The sequence below is a fragment of the Desulfonatronovibrio magnus genome (genome assembly GCF_000934755.1).
Taxonomy (GTDB): Bacteria; Desulfobacterota; Desulfovibrionia; order Desulfovibrionales; family Desulfonatronovibrionaceae; genus Desulfonatronovibrio; species Desulfonatronovibrio magnus.
This window is the reverse complement of record NZ_JYNP01000029.1, coordinates 25,067-43,528: the sequence shown is the minus strand read 5'-3', so window position 1 is coordinate 43,528 and position 18,462 is coordinate 25,067. Positions and strand designations below refer to the sequence as shown.

Sequence of the window (18,462 nt, the reverse complement as noted above, 5' to 3'; positions counted from 1 at the left end):
TTAAGTTCAGGGCTTGTACGCCTCTTTTCGATGTCTCACTCGAATTACAAGAATTACCAGCTCCTGGTTGCGAATTTCGCAGATAACTCTATAAGGGCCAACTCTGTATCGCCAAAACTCAGCCAGATTACCTTTTAAAGGTTCTCCAGCGGTTTTAGGGTCATCAAGTTTTGCTACTCGTTTTTCAAGGTAATTTCGAATGCGGAGTCTCGACTGTGGATCAAGTTTAAGGGCATCTTTACGAGCTGACTTTAAATATCTAATCGTCCAGCCCACTCCAGAACTCCTCGCTATTTAATACTTTATCACGTCCCTGATGCAATTCTTTCAGCCTGTGTTCAGCTAAGTAAATGTCCTCAAGGTCTTCAATATGATCCATTATTACTTTTTTGATAAAAAAAGACTTAGACATTCCAGTGTGCTTGGCTAAAAAATTTAGTCTTTGTTCGTATTCTTCTGGCAGGCGAACAGATGTTGGCATGGTAACCTCTTTCATCCTGATAAGGATGGGAAATAAATTTGAATATCATGCAGAAAAACTTTGATTAATGGAATGCTTTTTTTTAATATATTGAGCTTTCTTGGACATTATCGTAAAAAAATTAAGAAATTTGGTATCTATTCATCATGCTGTGAGGACAGCCTGCATCCTGATTGCTTTTTTGTTGCTGCAAACTCCCAGCATGAGCCCGCAAGTCAAAACCAGTAATTTATTCAAGTAGCTGAGAGTCCGTCTTTATGTCCTTGATTTTGACTAACGGGCTCAGGGCTGGTCAAACAGGCAGCAATGGCGAAAACCAATCAGGATGCAGGCTTTACGCAAAAGTGAAAAAATGTGGTGAACAGTTACGAAATTTTGACTAATACCTCATGGTTTAGAGCAACAATCTTTTTTGGAGGTTTTTTTGAATACTCAAGCTAAACCCATCTGTCAGGAACAGGATGCATGCGCCATTATAGCCTTTATTGACAAGAGAGGCAAGGATACTCACGCCAACATAATCAGAACCATTGAGGCCCTGAAAAAAATGGCCCACAGGTCCGGGGATATCAATGATGAGGGTGACGGGTGCGGCATCATGACAGATATTCCAAGAAAGCTCTGGAGCAAAAGGCTCTATGATGCAGGGTTATCACCGCACCTGGCCGAGTCCAGCGGTTTTTTTGTGGGGCATCTGATTTTGCCTCATGCCATCCGCAAACAAGCTGATAATATTTTTAAGGATGTTTCGCAAATATTTGATGAGCGTGGACTGGATATCATTCTGGAATTCAAAGGGAACACCAATGACCATGAGTTAGGCCCCATGGCCAGGTCTGAAGCCCCTTTATTCTGGCAGTTGGCAGGTCTTGTTCGTCAGGATGTTAAAGCCAGGCCGGGAGAGCTGTTTTTTCAGGTTCAGATGGAGATAGAGTCCAGGTTGCCTGACCTGCACATTGCATCGCTGTCTTCTGAAAGTGTGGTATATAAAGTCAGAGGAGGGCCGGAGCTTTTGCAGAGGGTTTATCCTGACTTACAGAATCAGCTGACCAGCTCCAGGATCTGCCTCGGGCACAGCCGCTATTCAACCAATACCCTGCCTACAGTTGAAAGAACCCAGCCTTTTTCCATTCTGGCGCATAACGGCGAGATCAATACCATTGAGCGTTTGCGGGGGGCGTCAAAAAATCTGGGCATAGTGCCAGTGCCTGGAGGAAGCGACTCTCAGGACCTGAACCGGGCAGTTGACGGGCTTATGCACAAATACGGGTTTGACCCCCTGGAAGCCTTTGCCATGGTTTTTCCGGCAGTATACAGCGAGGTTGAGTTTTACCCGGAAGAACTGCGCAAGGTGTACAGTTTTTACCGCTGGTTTTTTCCCCCTTCAGCCCAGGGACCGGCAGCCATCATTGCCAGACATGAAGATATCTGCGTGGGCAGTGTCGATGCCCTGGGGCTGCGGCCTTTGTGGTTCGGCGAAAGTGATTACAACTACTACCTGTCCTCTGAAAAGGGTGTGGTTGATCTTGAGGATACAGCTACTGACCCAAGGCCTCTGGCACCTGGAGAGAAGATTGCCATTGTTTCCAATCCGGGCAGGAGGGCAGAAGTTCTGGACTATCAGTCTTATCAGAACCAGCTGGTCAAGCTGGCCAGAGTCAGGAAGGGAATTATGGGGCAGGTGGATTCACTATACCAGGATATTCCGGAGCAGAAAGGGGAGCCCTTTGGACTGAAAAACTGTCTTGCAGACAAGACTGTGCTAAGCCCTGGAGATATGGTGGCGGATAATTATCTGGCTGCCATGGGATGGCTTAAGTATGATGTGGATATTCGCAGGAAAACAGCCACCACTGGCAGCGCAGTAATTGGTTCCATGGGTTACCAGGGGCCATTAGCCTGTTTTAATTCAGGTGGGTTGCCTAATATTACAGAATATTTCAAGGAAAATGTGGCTGTGGTTACCAATCCGGCCATTGACCGGGAAAGAGAGGCTGATCACTTCACCACCAGAACAATCATCGGCAGCAGGCCAAAGGTCGGTTTTGATCAGGCCCCTGCTCCAGTTGGGCTGGAACTTAAGACACCACTTATTTTGGGAGGATGTCTTGATAGCGAGGTATGTGCCCGGTCTTTGAATGGTCTGGCCGGAGAATTCGGCACACAGACCATGGATGAGGTCTTGAGTTTTTTCACTGGCCAGGGCCGTGACCTGCGCAGAATTGCCTTTGTTAATGCTGTTTTCAATCCAGACAAGGGGCTGGCTTCCAGGCTTGAAGAGCTGGCCATCGAGGCTGGTCAGGCTGTTGAAAGTGGTGCTTCTGTGCTGGTGCTTGATGATTCCAGCACTTTTTCTCAGGATATGGTCTATATTGATCCAGCTCTGTGCCTGGCATATATTGGAAATTACCTGGAAGAGAAGAATTTAAGACGGCGCTGTTCAATAGTGGTCAGGTCCGGTGCAATCCGTAACCTGCATGACATAATGTGCCTTCTGGGGCTGGGTGCAGATGCCATCAACCCTTATATGATCTGGCGCATGGCCAGGGAACATGCCACAGAGAACCGCCCTGCAGAGACAGTAATCCGGACGACCATGGATGTGCTGCAGAAGGGTATGGAAAAGGTCATGTCCACCATGGGAATTCATGAACTTTGCGGGTATGGGCGCATCTTTGCCTCCATAGGGCTGGCTGATGAGCTGAGCGGGATTTTTAAATGCCCCAATTTCTGTGGTTCTTCCGGGGTGGGGCTGACCTTTGCCAAGCTTGAAGAGATCGGGGCAAAACGTTTGAAAAAGGCTTACTCCCAGGATGCAGGTCTATGGAAAACACCGGCACGCAACACCAGGGTAGGGCGAGTTTTGCGCAAGGCGGCCACTGGAGAGGCAGGGTTCAGAGAGATGGCCCAGGAGCTCAAGTCCATGGAGCTGGAAAATCCTGTGGCTTTAAGGCATGCCCTGGACTTTATTCCAGCTGAAGACCCAAAAGTTCTGGCCATGGGTGATGTGGATATTTCAGTGGGCAGTCATTCCATGCCCCTGATTATTCCGGCCATGAGCTTTGGTTCTCAGGGAGAGAATTCCTTCAGGACCTATGCTGATGCTGCCAGGATTCTGAATATTGTGTGCATAAACGGTGAAGGCGGTGAAATCCCGGACATGCTTGGCAAATACCGCCATAATCGCGGACAGCAGATTGCCTCGGGCCGTTTTGGCGTGCATATGGCCTTTCTCAATTCAGTTGATTTTCTGGAAATCAAGATAGGTCAGGGCGCCAAGCCAGGCGAGGGCGGACATCTTCCCGGCCAGAAAGTTACTGAAATGGTGGCTCTGGCCAGGCATTGCAAACCAGGAATAGCCCTGATTTCTCCTTCCAACCATCACGATATCTATTCCATTGAGGATCTGGCTCAAATTATTACTGAGCTTAAGACTGCCAATCCTGCTGCAAAAGTATCTGTAAAGATTCCAGTGACCAGCGGTGTCGGGACCATTGCTGTGGGCGTGGCCAAGGCCGGGGCTGATATTGTTAATATATCAGGGTTTGACGGTGGTACCGGGGCCGCCAGGGAACACAGCAAGAAATATGTAGGTCTGCCAGCTGAGATAGGAGTAAGTCAGGCTCATAAGGCCTTAGTAGAATCCGGTCTTCGTTTTGATGTGGAAATATGGTGCGATGGAGGACTCAGAAGCGGGGCTGATGCCCTGAAGATGATCCTCCTGGGAGCAGACAGGGTCGGCATGGGTACAGTGGCTCTGATGGGCGTGGGCTGTATCAGTTGTCAGCGCTGTCACCTGGATACCTGCCCCAGGGGAATTTCAACCCAGATCAGAACCAGGAAAGATGCAGACAAAAGGGGAGTTAAAGGCTTTTCTCCAGTGGAAGTGGCAACCGAGACCGATAACCTGGTACGCCTGCTGACTTGCATTGGTGAAGAAATGCGTTTTATTCTGGCTAAAATGGGGGTTGCCAGGATTAAGGATATAGTGGGCAGGACTGATCTGCTTCAGCAAATTTCGCATCAACAGGATGTTTATCTTGAAGAAGTCCTGTCCCCGCCTTGCATGTGCTCAACCAGTGGTCCTCTGGGCGCTGTGCGCATGGTGAGAAAGCCTCTTAACTATCTGACCAAGCTGGCAGCAGATATTTCCATGGCTGAATTTAAAGATGAGGAAACAAAAGAAGTCAGGTATACTGACAGGTATGTAAGAAGTGTGGACAGAGCCATGGGTACATATCTGGCAGGGGCTGTGGTCAGGCAGTTCGGGGACACTGGAGAGCGCAGTTTCAGAGTCAGGCTGGATTCTTCAGTGCCTGGCAATGGTTTGTGCGCTTTTAATATTCCAGGGATTGAAATTGTTGTGGATGGCGGAGCCCAGGATGGAACCGCCAAGAGCAGTTTTGGGGGAGCTTGCGGAGTATTCAAGGGAGCCAACCTCATGGGCCGCAGAATTGACGGCTCCACAGGCAAAAGCTTTGCTTACGGTGCCATTGCAGGCACGCTTATGGTCCAGAACTATGCTGATTCCAGGGCCTGCATTCGCATGTCCGGGGCAGACGCTGTGTTTGGGGCCAGAATTACTGAACAAGTCAGAGATGAGCTGGGCAACCTGGCCGCAAGGTCACATCTCAAGGGCTTTGCCTTTGAGTATATGACCGGCGGCAGGGTAGTTGTTCTAAGTGATCCAGGGCCATGGATATGTTCCGGCATGACTGGTGGAGTGATTTACCAGTGCCTGTATCCTGAACTGGGTTTTACCCTCGATTCTGTAAGGTTTCGTCTGGCAACTGGAGCTGATGTTTCCTTGGAGCAGGTCAGTGATCAAGGACTTGAAGACATCTCTTACCTTCTAAAGATATATATATCAGAACTTAAAGCCACATTTCAGGAGGAAGAGGCCAGAGAAGTCCAGATGATTCTTGATAGTTCAAAAAAAAGGTTTATCACCATTGTTCCTGCTCATAAAAATCCACCAAAAGCTGAGTAGGAAAGACAATTTGTGTTATACAGCCTCAATCCTGCACATCAGTGCTGAATGTGGCCAGCTGCCGATTTCCGGGCTGCACTGCTCCTTATCCATAGGGCAAAGAGTGTTGGCGTTGGATTCAAAGACTCCGTACAGTTCCGGCAGTTTAGGTTCACGTTCTGGAAACCACCAGCCATGCTGAGCATCAACCATTCTGGGATGAACAATAGATGAAGTTCTAAGTTTCATTTTTGCTTTGCCCTTAGGGGAAATAATATTCACCCATTGATTGTTTTTCAGTCCCAGTTCGTTTGCAGTATCCGGGTGCACCAGTACCAGCGGGTCCGGGGCCGCATTTCTGGCAGATTCAATCTGACGCTGTTCTGAATGATACATGGGCATAAACCGGCTGCCAGTTATTAGAATGTAAGGATAACTGTCAGCAACCTGAGAATCACCCTGAGGGCTCCATAAGGGCTCCTTGTACTTTGGCAGGGGATCACATCCCAGCTCTTCAAAAATGGAAGAATAAAGCTCCACTTTGCCTGAAGGGGTGCCAAATCCGTGCTGTTCATACCTTTTAAATTCCGGCCTGCCGAAAAAACCATAGTCCAGGGTCAATTCCTGGAAAGTTTTGCCTACTGGTTCTAAGCAATAGTCAAATACCTGCTCTAAGTTTTCCCAGGGCCAGTCATTGTCCTGTCCCAGGCGAAGACCAAGCCCACGGTAAAACTGATAGGTATCCTTGCGTTCATACATGGGCTCAATGCCTGGAGGGCAGCTCATGCAAAAGCCGCCGGTGGTCCAGAGTTGAGGTTGTTCAACGGTTGTAGCTGAGGGAAAAATATAGTCAGCCAGGGCAGCTGAAGGAGTCATATAGTACTCCATGACTACGTAAAGTTCCAGAGATTTAAGGGCCTCAAACACTACCCTGGAGTCAGGAAATGAAAGCATGGGGTTGCTGGCTGCAGAAATCATGGCAGTAACCGGATAAGGCTTTCTGGTGATGGCTGCCTGAAAAACATCCCTGGCATGGGCCACGCAGGTTCTGTACATGGACGGTGCGCCAACCATGCCTTTGGGGAGTTTCTGATTGTTGGCCAGGTTGCGCTCCCATCCGGGAAAGCCGAAAAAGGGATAGGTATCAGCACCAAGCTGCTTGGCCCTCTGCTGCGGGGTTATGGCTTCTGCAGCCACAAGGTCAAATTCTCCGCGTACGCTGGCAGCCTGTGGTGTCTGGCTGAAGGTTTCACCGCCTGCTATTTCTAAGTTTCCGGTGATGGCCCGCAAAATGGCCCGAGCCCTGGCGCATTGGGTGGAATTTACTCCCTGCTTGTCCAGACCGTAGCCATAAGGGATCTGAGCCGGCTTGGAAGTGGCGTACATTCTAACAGCAGCCTTAATGTCGTCTGCTGGAATCCATGTAATCCGGCTGACCTTTTCCAGAGTATAGTCCTTGACTGATTCTTTCAGTTCATCAAAACCCACAGTCCATTTTGATATAAAGTCTTTGTCATAAAGCTCTTCTTCAATAATCAGCCTGATCCAGCCAAGCATAAGGGCCAGATCCGTTCCAGGTCTGATCTGCAGCCACATGTCGGCAAACTCTGTTTCCTGAATGCGCCTGGGATCTATAACTATAAACTTGACTCCCTGTTCCCTGGCTTGCTGCAGGGCCGGCCAGGTCTGGACCGGTGAGGAATTGGCTGCTGCCCGGCCCCAGATGACCACACATTTTGCCTGGCGGGGATTGCCCCTGGCCATGCCGCCATATGTAGCATACTCTGTGGCATAGGATGGACACATGCAGATATTGTTCACCCCGCAGACATTGGGGGAGCCAAAAAGGTTGAAAAAACGTCTGCAGTCCCAGTGATGGGTCCGGCTGGTTCCGTGGGTAAAGGCCAGAGTTTCCGGTCCGTGTTTATCCCGCAGCTGACTGATTTTTTCAGCTACTTCGTTTAGAGCCTGGTTCCAGGATATGCGCTCCCACTTACCTTCTCCTTTCTTTCCAACCCTTTTCAAAGGATAATTGATCCTGTCCGGATGATGAATATGCTCGGGCATGAGCAATCCACGTTCACAGATAAGCCCTCTGGTTACCGGATGATCAGGATCTCCGCTGACCTCAAATACCCGACCGTTTTTCATGTGCAGCAGGATTCCGCATCGAGGGTGACAAAGGCCGCAATAGCTTCTTCTGACTTCATCATGGGTTTCAGGCCCGGCATTGGGGTCATAGGCATAAAGGGGCATACCTGAAACAGCCAGGGAAGAAGTGACCAAAGCTGAGTAGTGCAAAAATTTTCTTCTGGTTATGGTCATGTTGCCTCCTGGAATATTAAACTGTTCAAAATAATTATTGAGCCTCACCTCTGATATTCGAAATTATTTATCGTAACAGTTTAGCCATTTGCATGTGGCACGGGGACTGGCTCTCCCAGCCCTTGTTTTATTAATTCTGTGTTTTACATCAACAAAAAACAAGGGCTGGGGTGCCTGCCCCCTGCTTTCCTTAGAAAAGGGCTAAACTATTACTATTTATCTAAGATTTCCCTGGCAGCCTTGATGAGATCATTTTCATCAGGAATATAAAATTTTTCCAAAGGAGGGCTGGCAGGGACCGGAATGTCAGGTCCTGTCACTCTCTTTAAGGGAGCCTTGAGAAACTTAAATCCTTCCTCCATGACCACAGCAGCTACTTCAGCACCAAAACCAGCAGTACGGGTAGCTTCGTGCATGACAATGAGCCTGCCGGTCTTTTCAACTGAGCCAAGAATGGTTTCCTTGTCCAGCGGATTAAGAGTTCGCAGGTCCACTACTTCCATTTCAATTCCGTCCCGGCTTAGTTGTTCAGCTGCATTCATGGCGGCGCCCAAAGTTCCGGACCAGGTAACCACAGTCAGGTCTCTGCCTGGCCGCTTGATATCGGCATGGCCCAGAGGAGTCAGGTACTCCTCTTCAGGTACAGGCATTTGTGCGAAATAAAGACCCATATGTTCAATAAAAATTACTGGATTGTCATCTCTGATGGCCGATTTGAGCAGTCCTTTGGCATCTGCTGAAGTTGAAGGCATGACCACTTTCAGTCCTGGACAATGTGCAGCCCAGGCTTCTAAGTTATGGGAATGCTGGCACCCTGCTCCAAATCCGGCTCCGCTTTTGATGCGTACCACTAATGGAAAGGATGACTTCCCGCCGGATAAGTATCTGAGCTTTGCTGCATGGTTGACAATCATATCTGAGGCCAGGGTGAAAAATGGATTGAACATGATTTCAACCACGGGCCTGAGTCCTGCCTCAGCCGCACCCACAGCCAGTCCGGCAATGGCTGCTTCAGACACAGGAGTATCCTTGACCCTTGCTGGCCCGAACTCTTCTAACAGACCATGAGTGGGAAACATTGGGTTGACGTGAATACTGACCCCGACGCCTTCTCCGGCGATAAATACATTGGGATCACGGTACATTTCTTCTTTCAAGGCCTGATTAACGGCCTGTCCCATTCCTAATTTCTGCATGACATAATTCCTTAATAATGTATGGCCGAACAATTCTGACCATTTATAATTCAAAAATTTGATGCTGATCTTAAATCTCAAAACTTAAAACTCAAAACTAATCAACATAAACATCTTCTAAGGCTTCATGGGGCTCTGGATAAGGGCTTTCTTCAGCGAAACGCACTGCATCCTGCACAATATTATCAGCAATAGACTCCATTTCTTCAAGCTTAGAGGAAGGGATAATGCCAGCTTTAACAAGGGCATCTGCGAGCCTTGGGATTGGACACTTATCCTGCCAGGCCTTGATTTCATCCTTGGGCTGGTAATGTTGCGGATCGGTTTCACCGTGGCCGCGGCAACGGTAGGTTTTACACTCCAGAAGAGTCGGACCTTTTCCCTCCAATGCTCTCTGTCTGGCTTCCAGAGTGGCCGTGTAAACAGCCAATGCATCGTTTCCGTCAGCGATTATTCCAGGCATGTTGTAAGCTTGGGCCCGCTCGGCCATGTCCTTGACCCTGGTATGTTCTTCATAGCGCTGAGCCCCGGCATACATGTTGTTTTCACAAAGGAAAATAACTGGCAGCTGCCATAAGGCTGCCAGATTCAGGGCCTCATGAAAAGAACCTTCATCAGCAGCGCCGTCTCCAAAAAAACAGACTGTTATGGCATTCTCATTTCTGTACTGCTGGGCAAAGGCCCGGCCCACAGCTATGGGCAAAGTTGCGCCCACTACTGTTGTGGTGCATGGTGCATTGACCTCTGGCACAGCGAGATGCAGAGTTCCACTCTTGCCTTTGTTGCAGCCTGTTTTTTTGCAGTAAATTTCTGCCATAAGCTCATTAGGGTCTGCTCCTTTGGCCAGAAGGTGGTTGTGGCTGCGATGGTTAGTGATGATTACGTCTTCGGGTTCCAGAGCAGCGCATACTCCTGAGCCCACAGCTTCCTGTCCAGTGGATAAAATCATCATGCCAGGTATTTTCCCCTGGATTTTGCAAAGTTCCACCAAAGTGTCCGAGAACTTTCTGGACAGGATCATGGTTTCAAGCATTTTAATCTGTTTGTTGTGAGGGATGTCCATTATTCCTCCTTTTAATTTCCTGGATTCCTCCGAGAGAAAAACGGGTAATATGTTCAGCAATTGTTTCAAAGTCTGTTATCAAAAGTGGCTTTTTCCCGCAACCCAACTTAAGCAAGTATTGTTAAGTTGGGGGTTAGCAGCAAAAGTCAGGCTGAAGACTGAAGACTTAAAAGTCAAGTTATCGCCACAACTTAACTATTTTTGTTTAATATGGGGTGTGGGCACAGCCGGCATTAGTGGTCTTGTGTGTTCAGAATTTTCTTGTTTTTTTTGTTACAAATTGAAGCGGTAAGTCACTACAATAAAAAATGAAGATTTCAATAGATTGCGTTTAAGATGGAAATCAGATACGCAACGTCAAAAAAAAAACATGTTGATTTACAAATACTGGACTTAGCGTTTTGTTTATGCAGGTAAAATTCTTGCGTGCAATTATGATTATGTAAGCTCCTCACCCGGGGGGAGCGGGACCGAACGTGTGAGTAACTGAAAATGAGTCTCCTCTATGGACATTGGGACAGTCCCCGCGAGGAAACGTTAAAAAGTTTGATACTGCATTGGTTTCTGGCAAAAATCGGTTTTAATGAAAAAATTTACATAGCGAGGGACAGTCCCTGTGCCAAGCGCAAAGTTCCCATCTTTGACGGAACTTTTCTGGCAAATGTGCATGAATCATAAGCAAAAATAGTAAAAACCTGAAAAATGTAAATGTCTGATTTTACTGGCAAAACGATTGCAGTTACTTGTAAGCTCTTCACCCGGGCGGCCCGGGACCGAACCTGCGAGTAACTTTACGAATCTGTCACTTTTCTGAAAATTCCGGTGTTGCCTTACAGAATATTACTTATTTGTGGCTCAAGGGCAGTACTGACGGTAGAAAACTTCATTAAATATTTGAATCAAAGGTAAGATATGTCATTCTGGTCAAAAATATTGTCTCCGTTAAAAAACAAAGCTGAAGAAAAAGAAGTAGAGATAGAAGAAACAGAGCCAACTGAGTTTCAGATGGTGGAAGAAATGATTCGTAACCTGCAAAAGCGGGAAAGACGTCAGGCTCAGGCTTTTGAAAGAATGCTTGTAGAACTTGGCTCCAAGATGGATAAGATGCAGGAACTTCTTATTTCCGGCCCGCAGTATGAGGGTTTCATGTCATTTGCTGAAAATTTTGCCATCTATTATCTGCGAAATCACGAGAAAGATCAGACTTTATGTCAACTATGGCTCAAGCTTGAAACTCTGCTCCATGAGTTGAATGTTCAACTCATCTTGGATCTTCATCAACCTTTTGATGATGTTAGACATCAGGCCTGTGATGTTCAAGTTAACATCTCTTTCCCTGAGAATACAGTAATTGAAGTAGTCCGTCCCGGGCTTATAGTGGGTCAGAAAATGGTTCGGCCGGCGGTTGTGGTGACCAGTAAAGTATCCCCTCAAGACGAGTATCTTTCAGTTATCAGGGATACGTAATGGTTCTAAAGTGTTTTTTTCCTGTAGCTAAGAATTGAACCATAAAGATACGAAGGTTACTAAGTTGAAGACATTTTTCGAGGATGTTTTTTGAAAACCGGGTAACGGTTTTGAAAAAATGCTGCCTTTTGAGTTTTCTTTTTTGTGTCCTTTGGTGTCTTTCGCGGTTCAATCTTTCTTTTTTTATGTGAGGGTTTCATAGTAAATCTAACTCATTTTTCAAATTTTTAACTTTCAGGTTCAGGAGAACGTGTATGAAGACTATTTTCGGAATTGATCTGGGAACAACCAATTCCTGCATTTCCATGCTAAAGGAAGGTAAGCCTGAAGTGATTGCCATACAGGATTCCAGTCTTGTACCGTCTATAGTGAGTTTTGAGGCGGATGAAATAATTGTTGGTTTAAGGGCCAAAAATCGCCAGCTTCTTCATCCTGAGAATACTATCAGCTCTGTCAAGCGGATTATAGGTTCTGACGAAACAGTCAAAATTGGCGAGAAGCTTTATAATCCTGAAACAATATCTTCATATATACTCAGCTTTTTGAAGTCAGAAGCAGAAAAAGTTTGCGGCAAAGAAGTGAAGAATGTGGTCATTACCGTGCCTGCTTATTTTTCAGATTCGCAGCGCAGGGCTACACAAAAGGCCGGAGAAGAGGCCGGACTTAAAGTGGAACGCATCATCAATGAACCAACTGCAGCGGCCTTATTTTATAAATATCTGCAGATAGATGAGAAGTCCGAAACCATTGAAAGCAATATCCTTGTTTATGATCTGGGTGGGGGGACATTTGATGTTTCAGTTCTCAGGGTAGGTGAGCTGAATGAAGTGCTGGCTACAACTGGTAATACCAAGCTTGGCGGAGATGATTTTGATCAGACCATAATGGAACTATGCATGACCAGGATAATGAGAGAACATGGCATAGACCTGCGAGGATACAAACCTGCTGAAGCCCGTCTTAAAGCAGCTGCGGAACAGGCCAAAATTCATCTTTCCCACCATCCTTATGCGCGGATTGAAGGAAACCTTATACCCAATCAGGGTAATGCTGAAATTGATCTTTTTTTTGAGCTGGAGCGAAGTGAGTTTGAGGAAATGATCGAGCATTATCTTGAAATCACCAAAAAAGAAGTAGGTAAAGCGTTGTCAGAATCAGGGCTTACAGCGGATCAAATTCAGAATGTTCTCCTTGTGGGAGGTTCCACCCGTATTCCAGCGGTAATTTCTTTATTGGAAGGATATTTTGGTTCATCCTGTCTGCCACCCATTGACCCAGACCTAAGCGTTGCCAAGGGGGCGGCTATTCAAGGTGGAATCATTACCGGTGAGCATATTCATCAGGTGCTTATAGATGTTAATCCTCACTCATTATCTGCAAGTGCATTGTCTTACAGTGAGCTTGTACCCAAGGTTATCTGTGTTCCAATAATTCCGCGCAATACGCAAATTCCGGTTACCAGATCGCAGATCTTTTATACAAACCACGATGAACAGCAGGTGGTAAAGGTAGAGGTGTTTCAAGGCGAGTCTAAAGAGCCCTCTGAAAATACCCTTATAGGAAGCCTTGACCTTAAATTGCATCCCAGCCCTGCTCATTCACCTATTGAAATTGAATACAGTTATGACTTAAATGGTATAATTCGTGTAAAAGTTGAGCAGAAAGGTTATGGAGCAAAACGGGAAGTTGACCTGGACAGCACCTTGCGGGGTCAATCATTTCTCGAGTTTGATTTGTCTATAGATGACGAAGATGATTTTGACCCGGACGATATGGATGATACCCAGGAGCAGGATAACCAGGTTACAAATTATATCCTCCATAAATCCTACGATACACTGAACGAACTCACTTCTGAGGCAGAAAAAAATACCTTGAAGGCCTTGATACACGACTACGAAAAGGCCTTAAAGGGTGACGATGAGGATTTAGTGGACGAGACTGAAGAAGCCCTTGTGGATTATATTGATGAGCTCAAGGAGCGGGGTGATTGATGGCTAAAAAAAGCTCACGAGCCAAAAAAAATAAAACAAGTAACCCTCTGCAGAAGCTCGAGTCAAAGCTTAATGGATATTGGAAAAAACAGTCTTGGGAGGAGTTCATAACTCTTTATGAGCGTCAGAAGGAAAAAGCCGAGAAAACCTCTGCTGCTAAGTTATGGGATTCTGCAGTTTATAACCTTTTGCTTCAGGTTACCTTTGTTGACAAAAACATTGCCAGGATTCAAAGAGCATATGCGGGATTGAGTAAATCTGAGAATTTATCTTCTGAAAATGTCCGTTGTCTTGAAGTGCTCTATGTGCTTATAAATGTTTATAATGGCCTTGGGTATCCTGGGCTGGAGGAGAAATGCTCTGATAAACTGCCTGCACCATTTGCTGCCCTGGCTTTGAAACTGAAATCTCTTCTTCAGGAAAGAAAGTCCACTCCTCTTGATGACTATTTACAGGATAAACTTAAGCGAGCCAGAAAAGGAGAAAAGCATTATGCCCGTGCCTCATGGTTTTTAAAATCGTTTGAAAGAATTGTAAGGAAAGATTCAGATATTCCCCTGCAAGTTCAGTGTAAACAACTTGATAGAGCAGCTTCAGAACTGTCTAAAGCTGCGTCTCATAACGAAGGTATTCCTCTGAAGGTTCTTGAGAATGTTGCACTGCTATCCAAGTTGTGCAGCGATATATTTGTTAAAAGTTATCATAGCCTGCAGCCAGAAAAAGCTATGAAATATCTTATTAACAAAGACTTTAAATATTCAGGACATCCTGTAGAAACAGCAACAGCAAACCTTATGCTCTGGGCCGGCAAACAAAAACTTGGCTCAAACTGGGAAATATCAATGCGTATGCTGTTGCAATCCTATATACCTTCTGTTTCAATACCCATGCCTCACTACCTGCGCGAGCAGTGTGACGTAATGACAGACTTGAGAAAACAGGGCGTAAAATCGTATTCTATTCTTCATGAATTAATAAAGCATGATGTATGGACATTAAGAGAAAAAATTGTATTTTGCATTGCAGACATAATGGTCAAAAAAAAGTATCTAAGTGAATGTATTCTTGATTTGTATGATGTTTTTGGTTTTATGATTCAGCAGACAAAGATACAAGAAATTGCAAGATATGCTGGAGAACAAATCGTTGCACTAACAACACTTGCAAAGCTTGTATCTGATTCAGGCCTGAACGAAAAGTCAATCCTGAATAATGCCGTTAAGTTTTGGCATTCAAGCCTCAGCGATTATCCATTGAATAATGTTGATACTGAGTTGGACATTCTGCTTCAGACAGTCTGCAGCACTTCTCTTTCTGATAGATACCTGCTGTCGATAATTGAGAAAAGGGCTGAAAGTAGCTCTCTGAAGAAAGACAAGATTAAATATATTGAACAGATCAATGATGTAAGGGGGCCTCTCAAGCTGACATCGGATGAAATTGATGAGGTATCCAATGATCTGTTTTATATAATTAAGTTGGAAAGTGTATTTTCTGCCTATAAATTATGTCTCGATCCAGCTGACTATCGTGAGTTGGTCCATGTTTTTGTGACTAAGCTTTTTGATATCACTTTTAAAGATGATGATGTTTTTGACTATGATTCATCAGAACTGAGTTTTTACGAGCTTGATCCGTCCTTGCTGCGAAAACTTGCAGATGATGTAGACACAGATTTTCCTCTTTTGGGTGTATTGCTGTTTTTTGGCAAAGTGCTAAAAGGCAATTTCAAAATACCCGGAAAAACCGCAAACCCTGAAGTATTGCTGCTGCATCCTCCACCTGATAAGCAGTTTTTTATGCTGCTTTTGAATATTCTTGAATGGAAGTCATCACCCTACAACAATACTTTTCTAAAAAAAGTTATTAATCATCTTGCTGAATACATCACAATCAATGAAAAATGGAGATTGTTGACATCTATTTTGAAACAGAGAAGGTTGACTGCTTTGTCTTCCAGTCTATTGGAAATTTGGGAAAATAGAGGATTTCTGCACCGAAAAGATATCTCCAAAGATTTGCAGAAAGCAATAGAAGAAGTCCGAAAAATTTTAGGAGCAAAGCAAAAAAAGAAGTCTGGAGCCAAAAAGACAGTTCGGAAAATGAAAATACGATTTTTAATGGATTAAAAAAGTGATTATGTTGCAACAAGGAAAAAAATATGTTTGAAAAAGACTATAGTGCGCTCAGGGTGTCGAGAGATGATGGTCCTGAAAAGGTTAGAAAGGCTTTTGTTAAGCTTTCCATGCGATATCATCCAGAACACTTTCCTGAAAAATATAAACGCATAAAGTCAGCTTATGACCGATTGCAAATGGACTGGGACAGTCTATTCCCAATGATTTCTGAGCTGTCAAGAGCTACATTGGATAATAACCTGAAGGTCAAGCTGATGCAGGATTATTCAGAGTCTATATCTTCGCAAGCCGATGGATATTCTGTTGATTTGGATATTTACAGCTTGGAACCCGTTCTTGCTGTTTCTAAATACAGGAAAAAGATAACCGAAATCCTTGATGAAGTCTCAAGCCAGGAAATTGAATTTAAGACGGAAGATATTTAGTAGCGCCTCACCCGGGCGGCCTGGGACCGAACCTGCGGGTGACTGTCTTTAAAGTGGAGCCTGCATCCTGCAGGCTATTAAATTCCAGGCGGCTGGAAGCCGCCTCTACATTGAAGAACTGTCACTTTTCTGGTAATTGGGACAGTCCCCGCGAGGTACTATAAAAAAAGACTGATGCTGCATTGGTTCCAGGTAGAAATTTGATTTAATGATAAAATTTACACAGCGAGGGACAGTCCCCCTCCGGGCTGTAAGCCTCCGGGCAGGAAGCTGTGCCAGGCGCAAAGTTCCCATCTTTGACGGAATTTTTCAGGCAAATGTGCATCAATCATAAGCAAAAATCGTCAAAATATGAAAACTGTAAACATCTGATTTTATTATCAAAATGATTGTAGTTACTTGTAAGCTCTTCATCCGGGGGGACCGGGACCGAACCTGCGAGTAACTAAAAAATCAGCCTTAGCACGTAAGAGATTGCCGCGCTCGAAGACTCGCTCGCAATGACACCTGAGCTGTCAGGGATGTAGTTGCTGAAAACCTTTCACCCACGATGGAGCCAAAGCGACAGAAGCAATCTGTATGGTAAAACCATAATACCTTGATTTTATTGCACATACGATTGTAGTTACTTGTAAGTAGTAAACAGTTACAGTTTTTTCCATAAATTTATCAGTCCATTGGTAGAAGAATCATGGCTGGTAACAGGGCGGTCATGGTCCAATTCCGGCTCAATTGCTCTGGCAAGCTGTTTGCCCAGCTCAACTCCCCACTGATCAAAAGAATTTATATTCCAGACCGCACCCTGAACAAAGATTTTATGTTCGTACAGAGCGATTAGTTTTCCCAGATTTCTGGGGGTCAGTTCAGGGATCATGATGGAGTTGGAAGGTCTGTTGCCGGGAAAGATCTTATGGGCCAGAAGTTTGTTTATTTTATCCGGCGGCATACCCGCAGCATTCATTTCCTGCCTTGCTTCCTCTTCAGTTTTGCCTGTCATAAGGGCCTGGGTCTGAGCCAGGTAGTTGGCCATGAGCAGCCTGTGCTGTCTGTCATTATGTTCCGGCTGTCTGGCAAAGATGATAAAGTCACAAGGCACCATTACGGTCCCCTGGTGCAGAAGCTGGTAAAAGGCATGCTGACCATTGGTGCCCGGTTCTCCCCAAATAACAGGTCCTGTTGCGTAATTTACAAAATTACCGTCCAGGGTGGAAGACTTGCCGTTGCTCTCCATTTCTCCCTGCTGAAGATAGGCTGGAAAGTCCTTGAGGTACTGGCTGTAGGGCAAAACAGCCTGGGTTTGAGCCTGGAAAAAGTTTGTATACCAGATGCTTAAAAGAGCCAGAATAATGGGCATATTGCTTTCTATGGGCGCGCTTCTGAAGTGGTTGTCCATATCATGGGCGCCCTGGAGCAGTTGTTCAAAGGAATTCATTCCGGTTGACAGAGCAATGGGCAGGCCAATGGCAGACCACAGGGAGAACCGACCGCCAACCCAGTCCCAGAACTCAAACATATTGTCAGGATTGATGCCAAATTGTCTGACCCTGTCTGTGTTTGTGGACACTGCAACAAAATGTCTCTCAATGTGATTTTCATTTTTGGCATGTTCTAAAAACCAGGACCTGGCCTGCCGGGCATTGAACATGGTTTCCTGAGTAGTGAATGATTTAGAGGCAATAATGAAAAGGGTGGTTTCCGCATCAATTTTTTTGAGGGTATTTTCAAGATGAGCAGGGTCAACGTTGGAAACAAAATGCATTTCCGGACCATCATTGTTGAAAGAGGATAAGGCCTTAGTAACCATCTTGGGCCCAAGGTCTGAACCACCGATACCAATATTGACCACATGGCGTACTTTTTTTCCTGTCCAGCCGGTCCACTCGCCATGGCGTACCTGATGAACAAAACCTCTCATTTTGTCTAAAACCCGGTGAACTTCAGGCATAACGTCCTGACCTTGTACATAAACAGGCTTATCAGCGGGGTTGCGCAGGGCTACATGAAGCACACTGCGATTTTCTGTAGAGTTGATTTTTTCTCCTGTGAACATGGCCTGGATTTTTTCTTGCAACCTGGTTTCTCTAACGAGCTCCATGAGCAGTTCCATGGTCCGGGGAGTAATCCTGTTTTTGGAGTAATCAAGAAAGATATCCTGACTTGAGAGAAAAAACTTATCAAACCGGTCAGGGTCTGAAGCAAACATATCACGCATATGCAAGTTTTTAATTTCATGGTAATGATTCTGCAGCTTTTTCCAGGATGGGCATTCATTGGGGGTAGTCATATATTTCTCCTAATTGTAACAGTATACCAGAACATATATTCTCAGGACAGGCAAAAAGGCTTAGACTTATTTCTGAATAGTTGTTAGTAAGCGATTCAATTGGACGGTCCGGGACAAAGC

General features: G+C 45.5%; 11 protein-coding genes. 5 read left to right on the top strand and 6 right to left on the bottom strand.

The genetic code is table 11. From position 1 onward, the window contains the following. Window positions 1–6 precede the first annotated feature (6 nt). Window positions 7–276: a type II toxin-antitoxin system RelE family toxin gene (locus LZ23_RS03770; protein WP_045211716.1), complete on the bottom strand. Its 270-nt coding sequence runs from the start codon at window positions 274–276 to the stop codon at window positions 7–9. Continuing rightward, a complete protein-coding gene (gene relB / locus LZ23_RS03765) occupies window positions 260–481 on the bottom strand; it encodes a type II toxin-antitoxin system RelB family antitoxin (RefSeq protein WP_052507092.1) in 222 nt (73 codons plus the stop codon). Before relB ends, LZ23_RS03770 begins: the two co-directional genes overlap by 17 nt. Window positions 482–905: 424 nt before the next feature. On the opposite strand from relB, the gene LZ23_RS03760 reads away from it, so the two are divergent. Further along, on the top strand, window positions 906–5,471 hold the full coding sequence (locus tag LZ23_RS03760; protein ID WP_052507091.1) for a glutamate synthase-related protein: 4,566 nt from the start codon (window positions 906–908) through the stop codon (window positions 5,469–5,471). Between the two features lie 15 nt (window positions 5,472–5,486). Here the strand turns inward: LZ23_RS03760 and LZ23_RS03755 are convergent, their stop codons facing one another. The 3 genes from LZ23_RS03755 to LZ23_RS03745 all read right to left on the bottom strand — a co-directional run bounded on the left by LZ23_RS03755 (window position 5,487) and on the right by LZ23_RS03745 (window position 10,034). Beyond that, on the bottom strand, window positions 5,487–7,775 hold the full coding sequence (locus LZ23_RS03755) for a molybdopterin-containing oxidoreductase family protein (protein ID WP_052507090.1): 2,289 nt from the start codon (window positions 7,773–7,775) through the stop codon (window positions 5,487–5,489). Window positions 7,776–7,987: 212 nt separating this feature from the next. Continuing rightward, entirely contained in the window at window positions 7,988–8,971 is a 984-nt protein-coding gene (locus LZ23_RS03750) for an alpha-ketoacid dehydrogenase subunit beta (protein WP_045211711.1), read from the bottom strand. A gap of 97 nt (window positions 8,972–9,068) precedes the next feature. Then, window positions 9,069–10,034, bottom strand: a complete 966-nt coding sequence (locus tag LZ23_RS03745; protein ID WP_045211709.1) for a thiamine pyrophosphate-dependent dehydrogenase E1 component subunit alpha — start codon at window positions 10,032–10,034, stop codon at window positions 9,069–9,071. Window positions 10,035–10,946: 912 nt separating this feature from the next. Here LZ23_RS03745 and LZ23_RS22275 point away from each other — a divergent pair. From LZ23_RS22275 to LZ23_RS03725, 4 genes are all read left to right on the top strand, one after another. Beyond that, entirely contained in the window at window positions 10,947–11,501 is a 555-nt protein-coding gene (locus LZ23_RS22275) for a nucleotide exchange factor GrpE (protein WP_052507089.1), read from the top strand. A 254-nt stretch (window positions 11,502–11,755) separates the two neighbouring features. Next, window positions 11,756–13,495, top strand: a complete 1,740-nt coding sequence (locus LZ23_RS03735) for an Hsp70 family protein (RefSeq protein WP_045211707.1) — start codon at window positions 11,756–11,758, stop codon at window positions 13,493–13,495. Then, on the top strand, window positions 13,495–15,624 hold the full coding sequence (locus LZ23_RS03730) for a hypothetical protein (protein ID WP_045211706.1): 2,130 nt from the start codon (window positions 13,495–13,497) through the stop codon (window positions 15,622–15,624). The genes LZ23_RS03735 and LZ23_RS03730 overlap by 1 nt, the downstream gene beginning before the upstream one ends. A gap of 32 nt (window positions 15,625–15,656) precedes the next feature. After that, entirely contained in the window at window positions 15,657–16,058 is a 402-nt protein-coding gene (locus LZ23_RS03725) for a J domain-containing protein (RefSeq protein ID WP_045211704.1), read from the top strand. Between the two features lie 646 nt (window positions 16,059–16,704). Here LZ23_RS03725 and pgi read toward each other — a convergent pair. Beyond that, complete coding sequence (pgi, locus tag LZ23_RS03715) at window positions 16,705–18,342, bottom strand: glucose-6-phosphate isomerase (protein WP_045211701.1); 1,638 nt, start codon at window positions 18,340–18,342, stop codon at window positions 16,705–16,707. Between the last annotated feature and the right edge of the window lie 120 nt (window positions 18,343–18,462).

What these genes read in the sequence shown, in the direction of transcription:
- LZ23_RS22275 (WP_052507089.1), top strand. Translation starts at nt 10,947, where the DNA reads ATGTCATTCTGGTCAAAAATATTGTCTCCGTTAAAAAACAAAGCTGAA.
- LZ23_RS03745 (WP_045211709.1), bottom strand. Translation starts at nt 10,034, where the DNA reads ATGGACATCCCTCACAACAAACAGATTAAAATGCTTGAAACCATGATC.
- LZ23_RS03725 (WP_045211704.1), top strand. Translation starts at nt 15,657, where the DNA reads ATGTTTGAAAAAGACTATAGTGCGCTCAGGGTGTCGAGAGATGATGGT.
- pgi (WP_045211701.1), bottom strand. Translation starts at nt 18,342, where the DNA reads ATGACTACCCCCAATGAATGCCCATCCTGGAAAAAGCTGCAGAATCAT.
- LZ23_RS03735 (WP_045211707.1), top strand. Translation starts at nt 11,756, where the DNA reads ATGAAGACTATTTTCGGAATTGATCTGGGAACAACCAATTCCTGCATT.
- relB (WP_052507092.1), bottom strand. Translation starts at nt 481, where the DNA reads ATGCCAACATCTGTTCGCCTGCCAGAAGAATACGAACAAAGACTAAAT.
- LZ23_RS03730 (WP_045211706.1), top strand. Translation starts at nt 13,495, where the DNA reads ATGGCTAAAAAAAGCTCACGAGCCAAAAAAAATAAAACAAGTAACCCT.
- LZ23_RS03750 (WP_045211711.1), bottom strand. Translation starts at nt 8,971, where the DNA reads ATGCAGAAATTAGGAATGGGACAGGCCGTTAATCAGGCCTTGAAAGAA.
- LZ23_RS03755 (WP_052507090.1), bottom strand. Translation starts at nt 7,775, where the DNA reads ATGACCATAACCAGAAGAAAATTTTTGCACTACTCAGCTTTGGTCACT.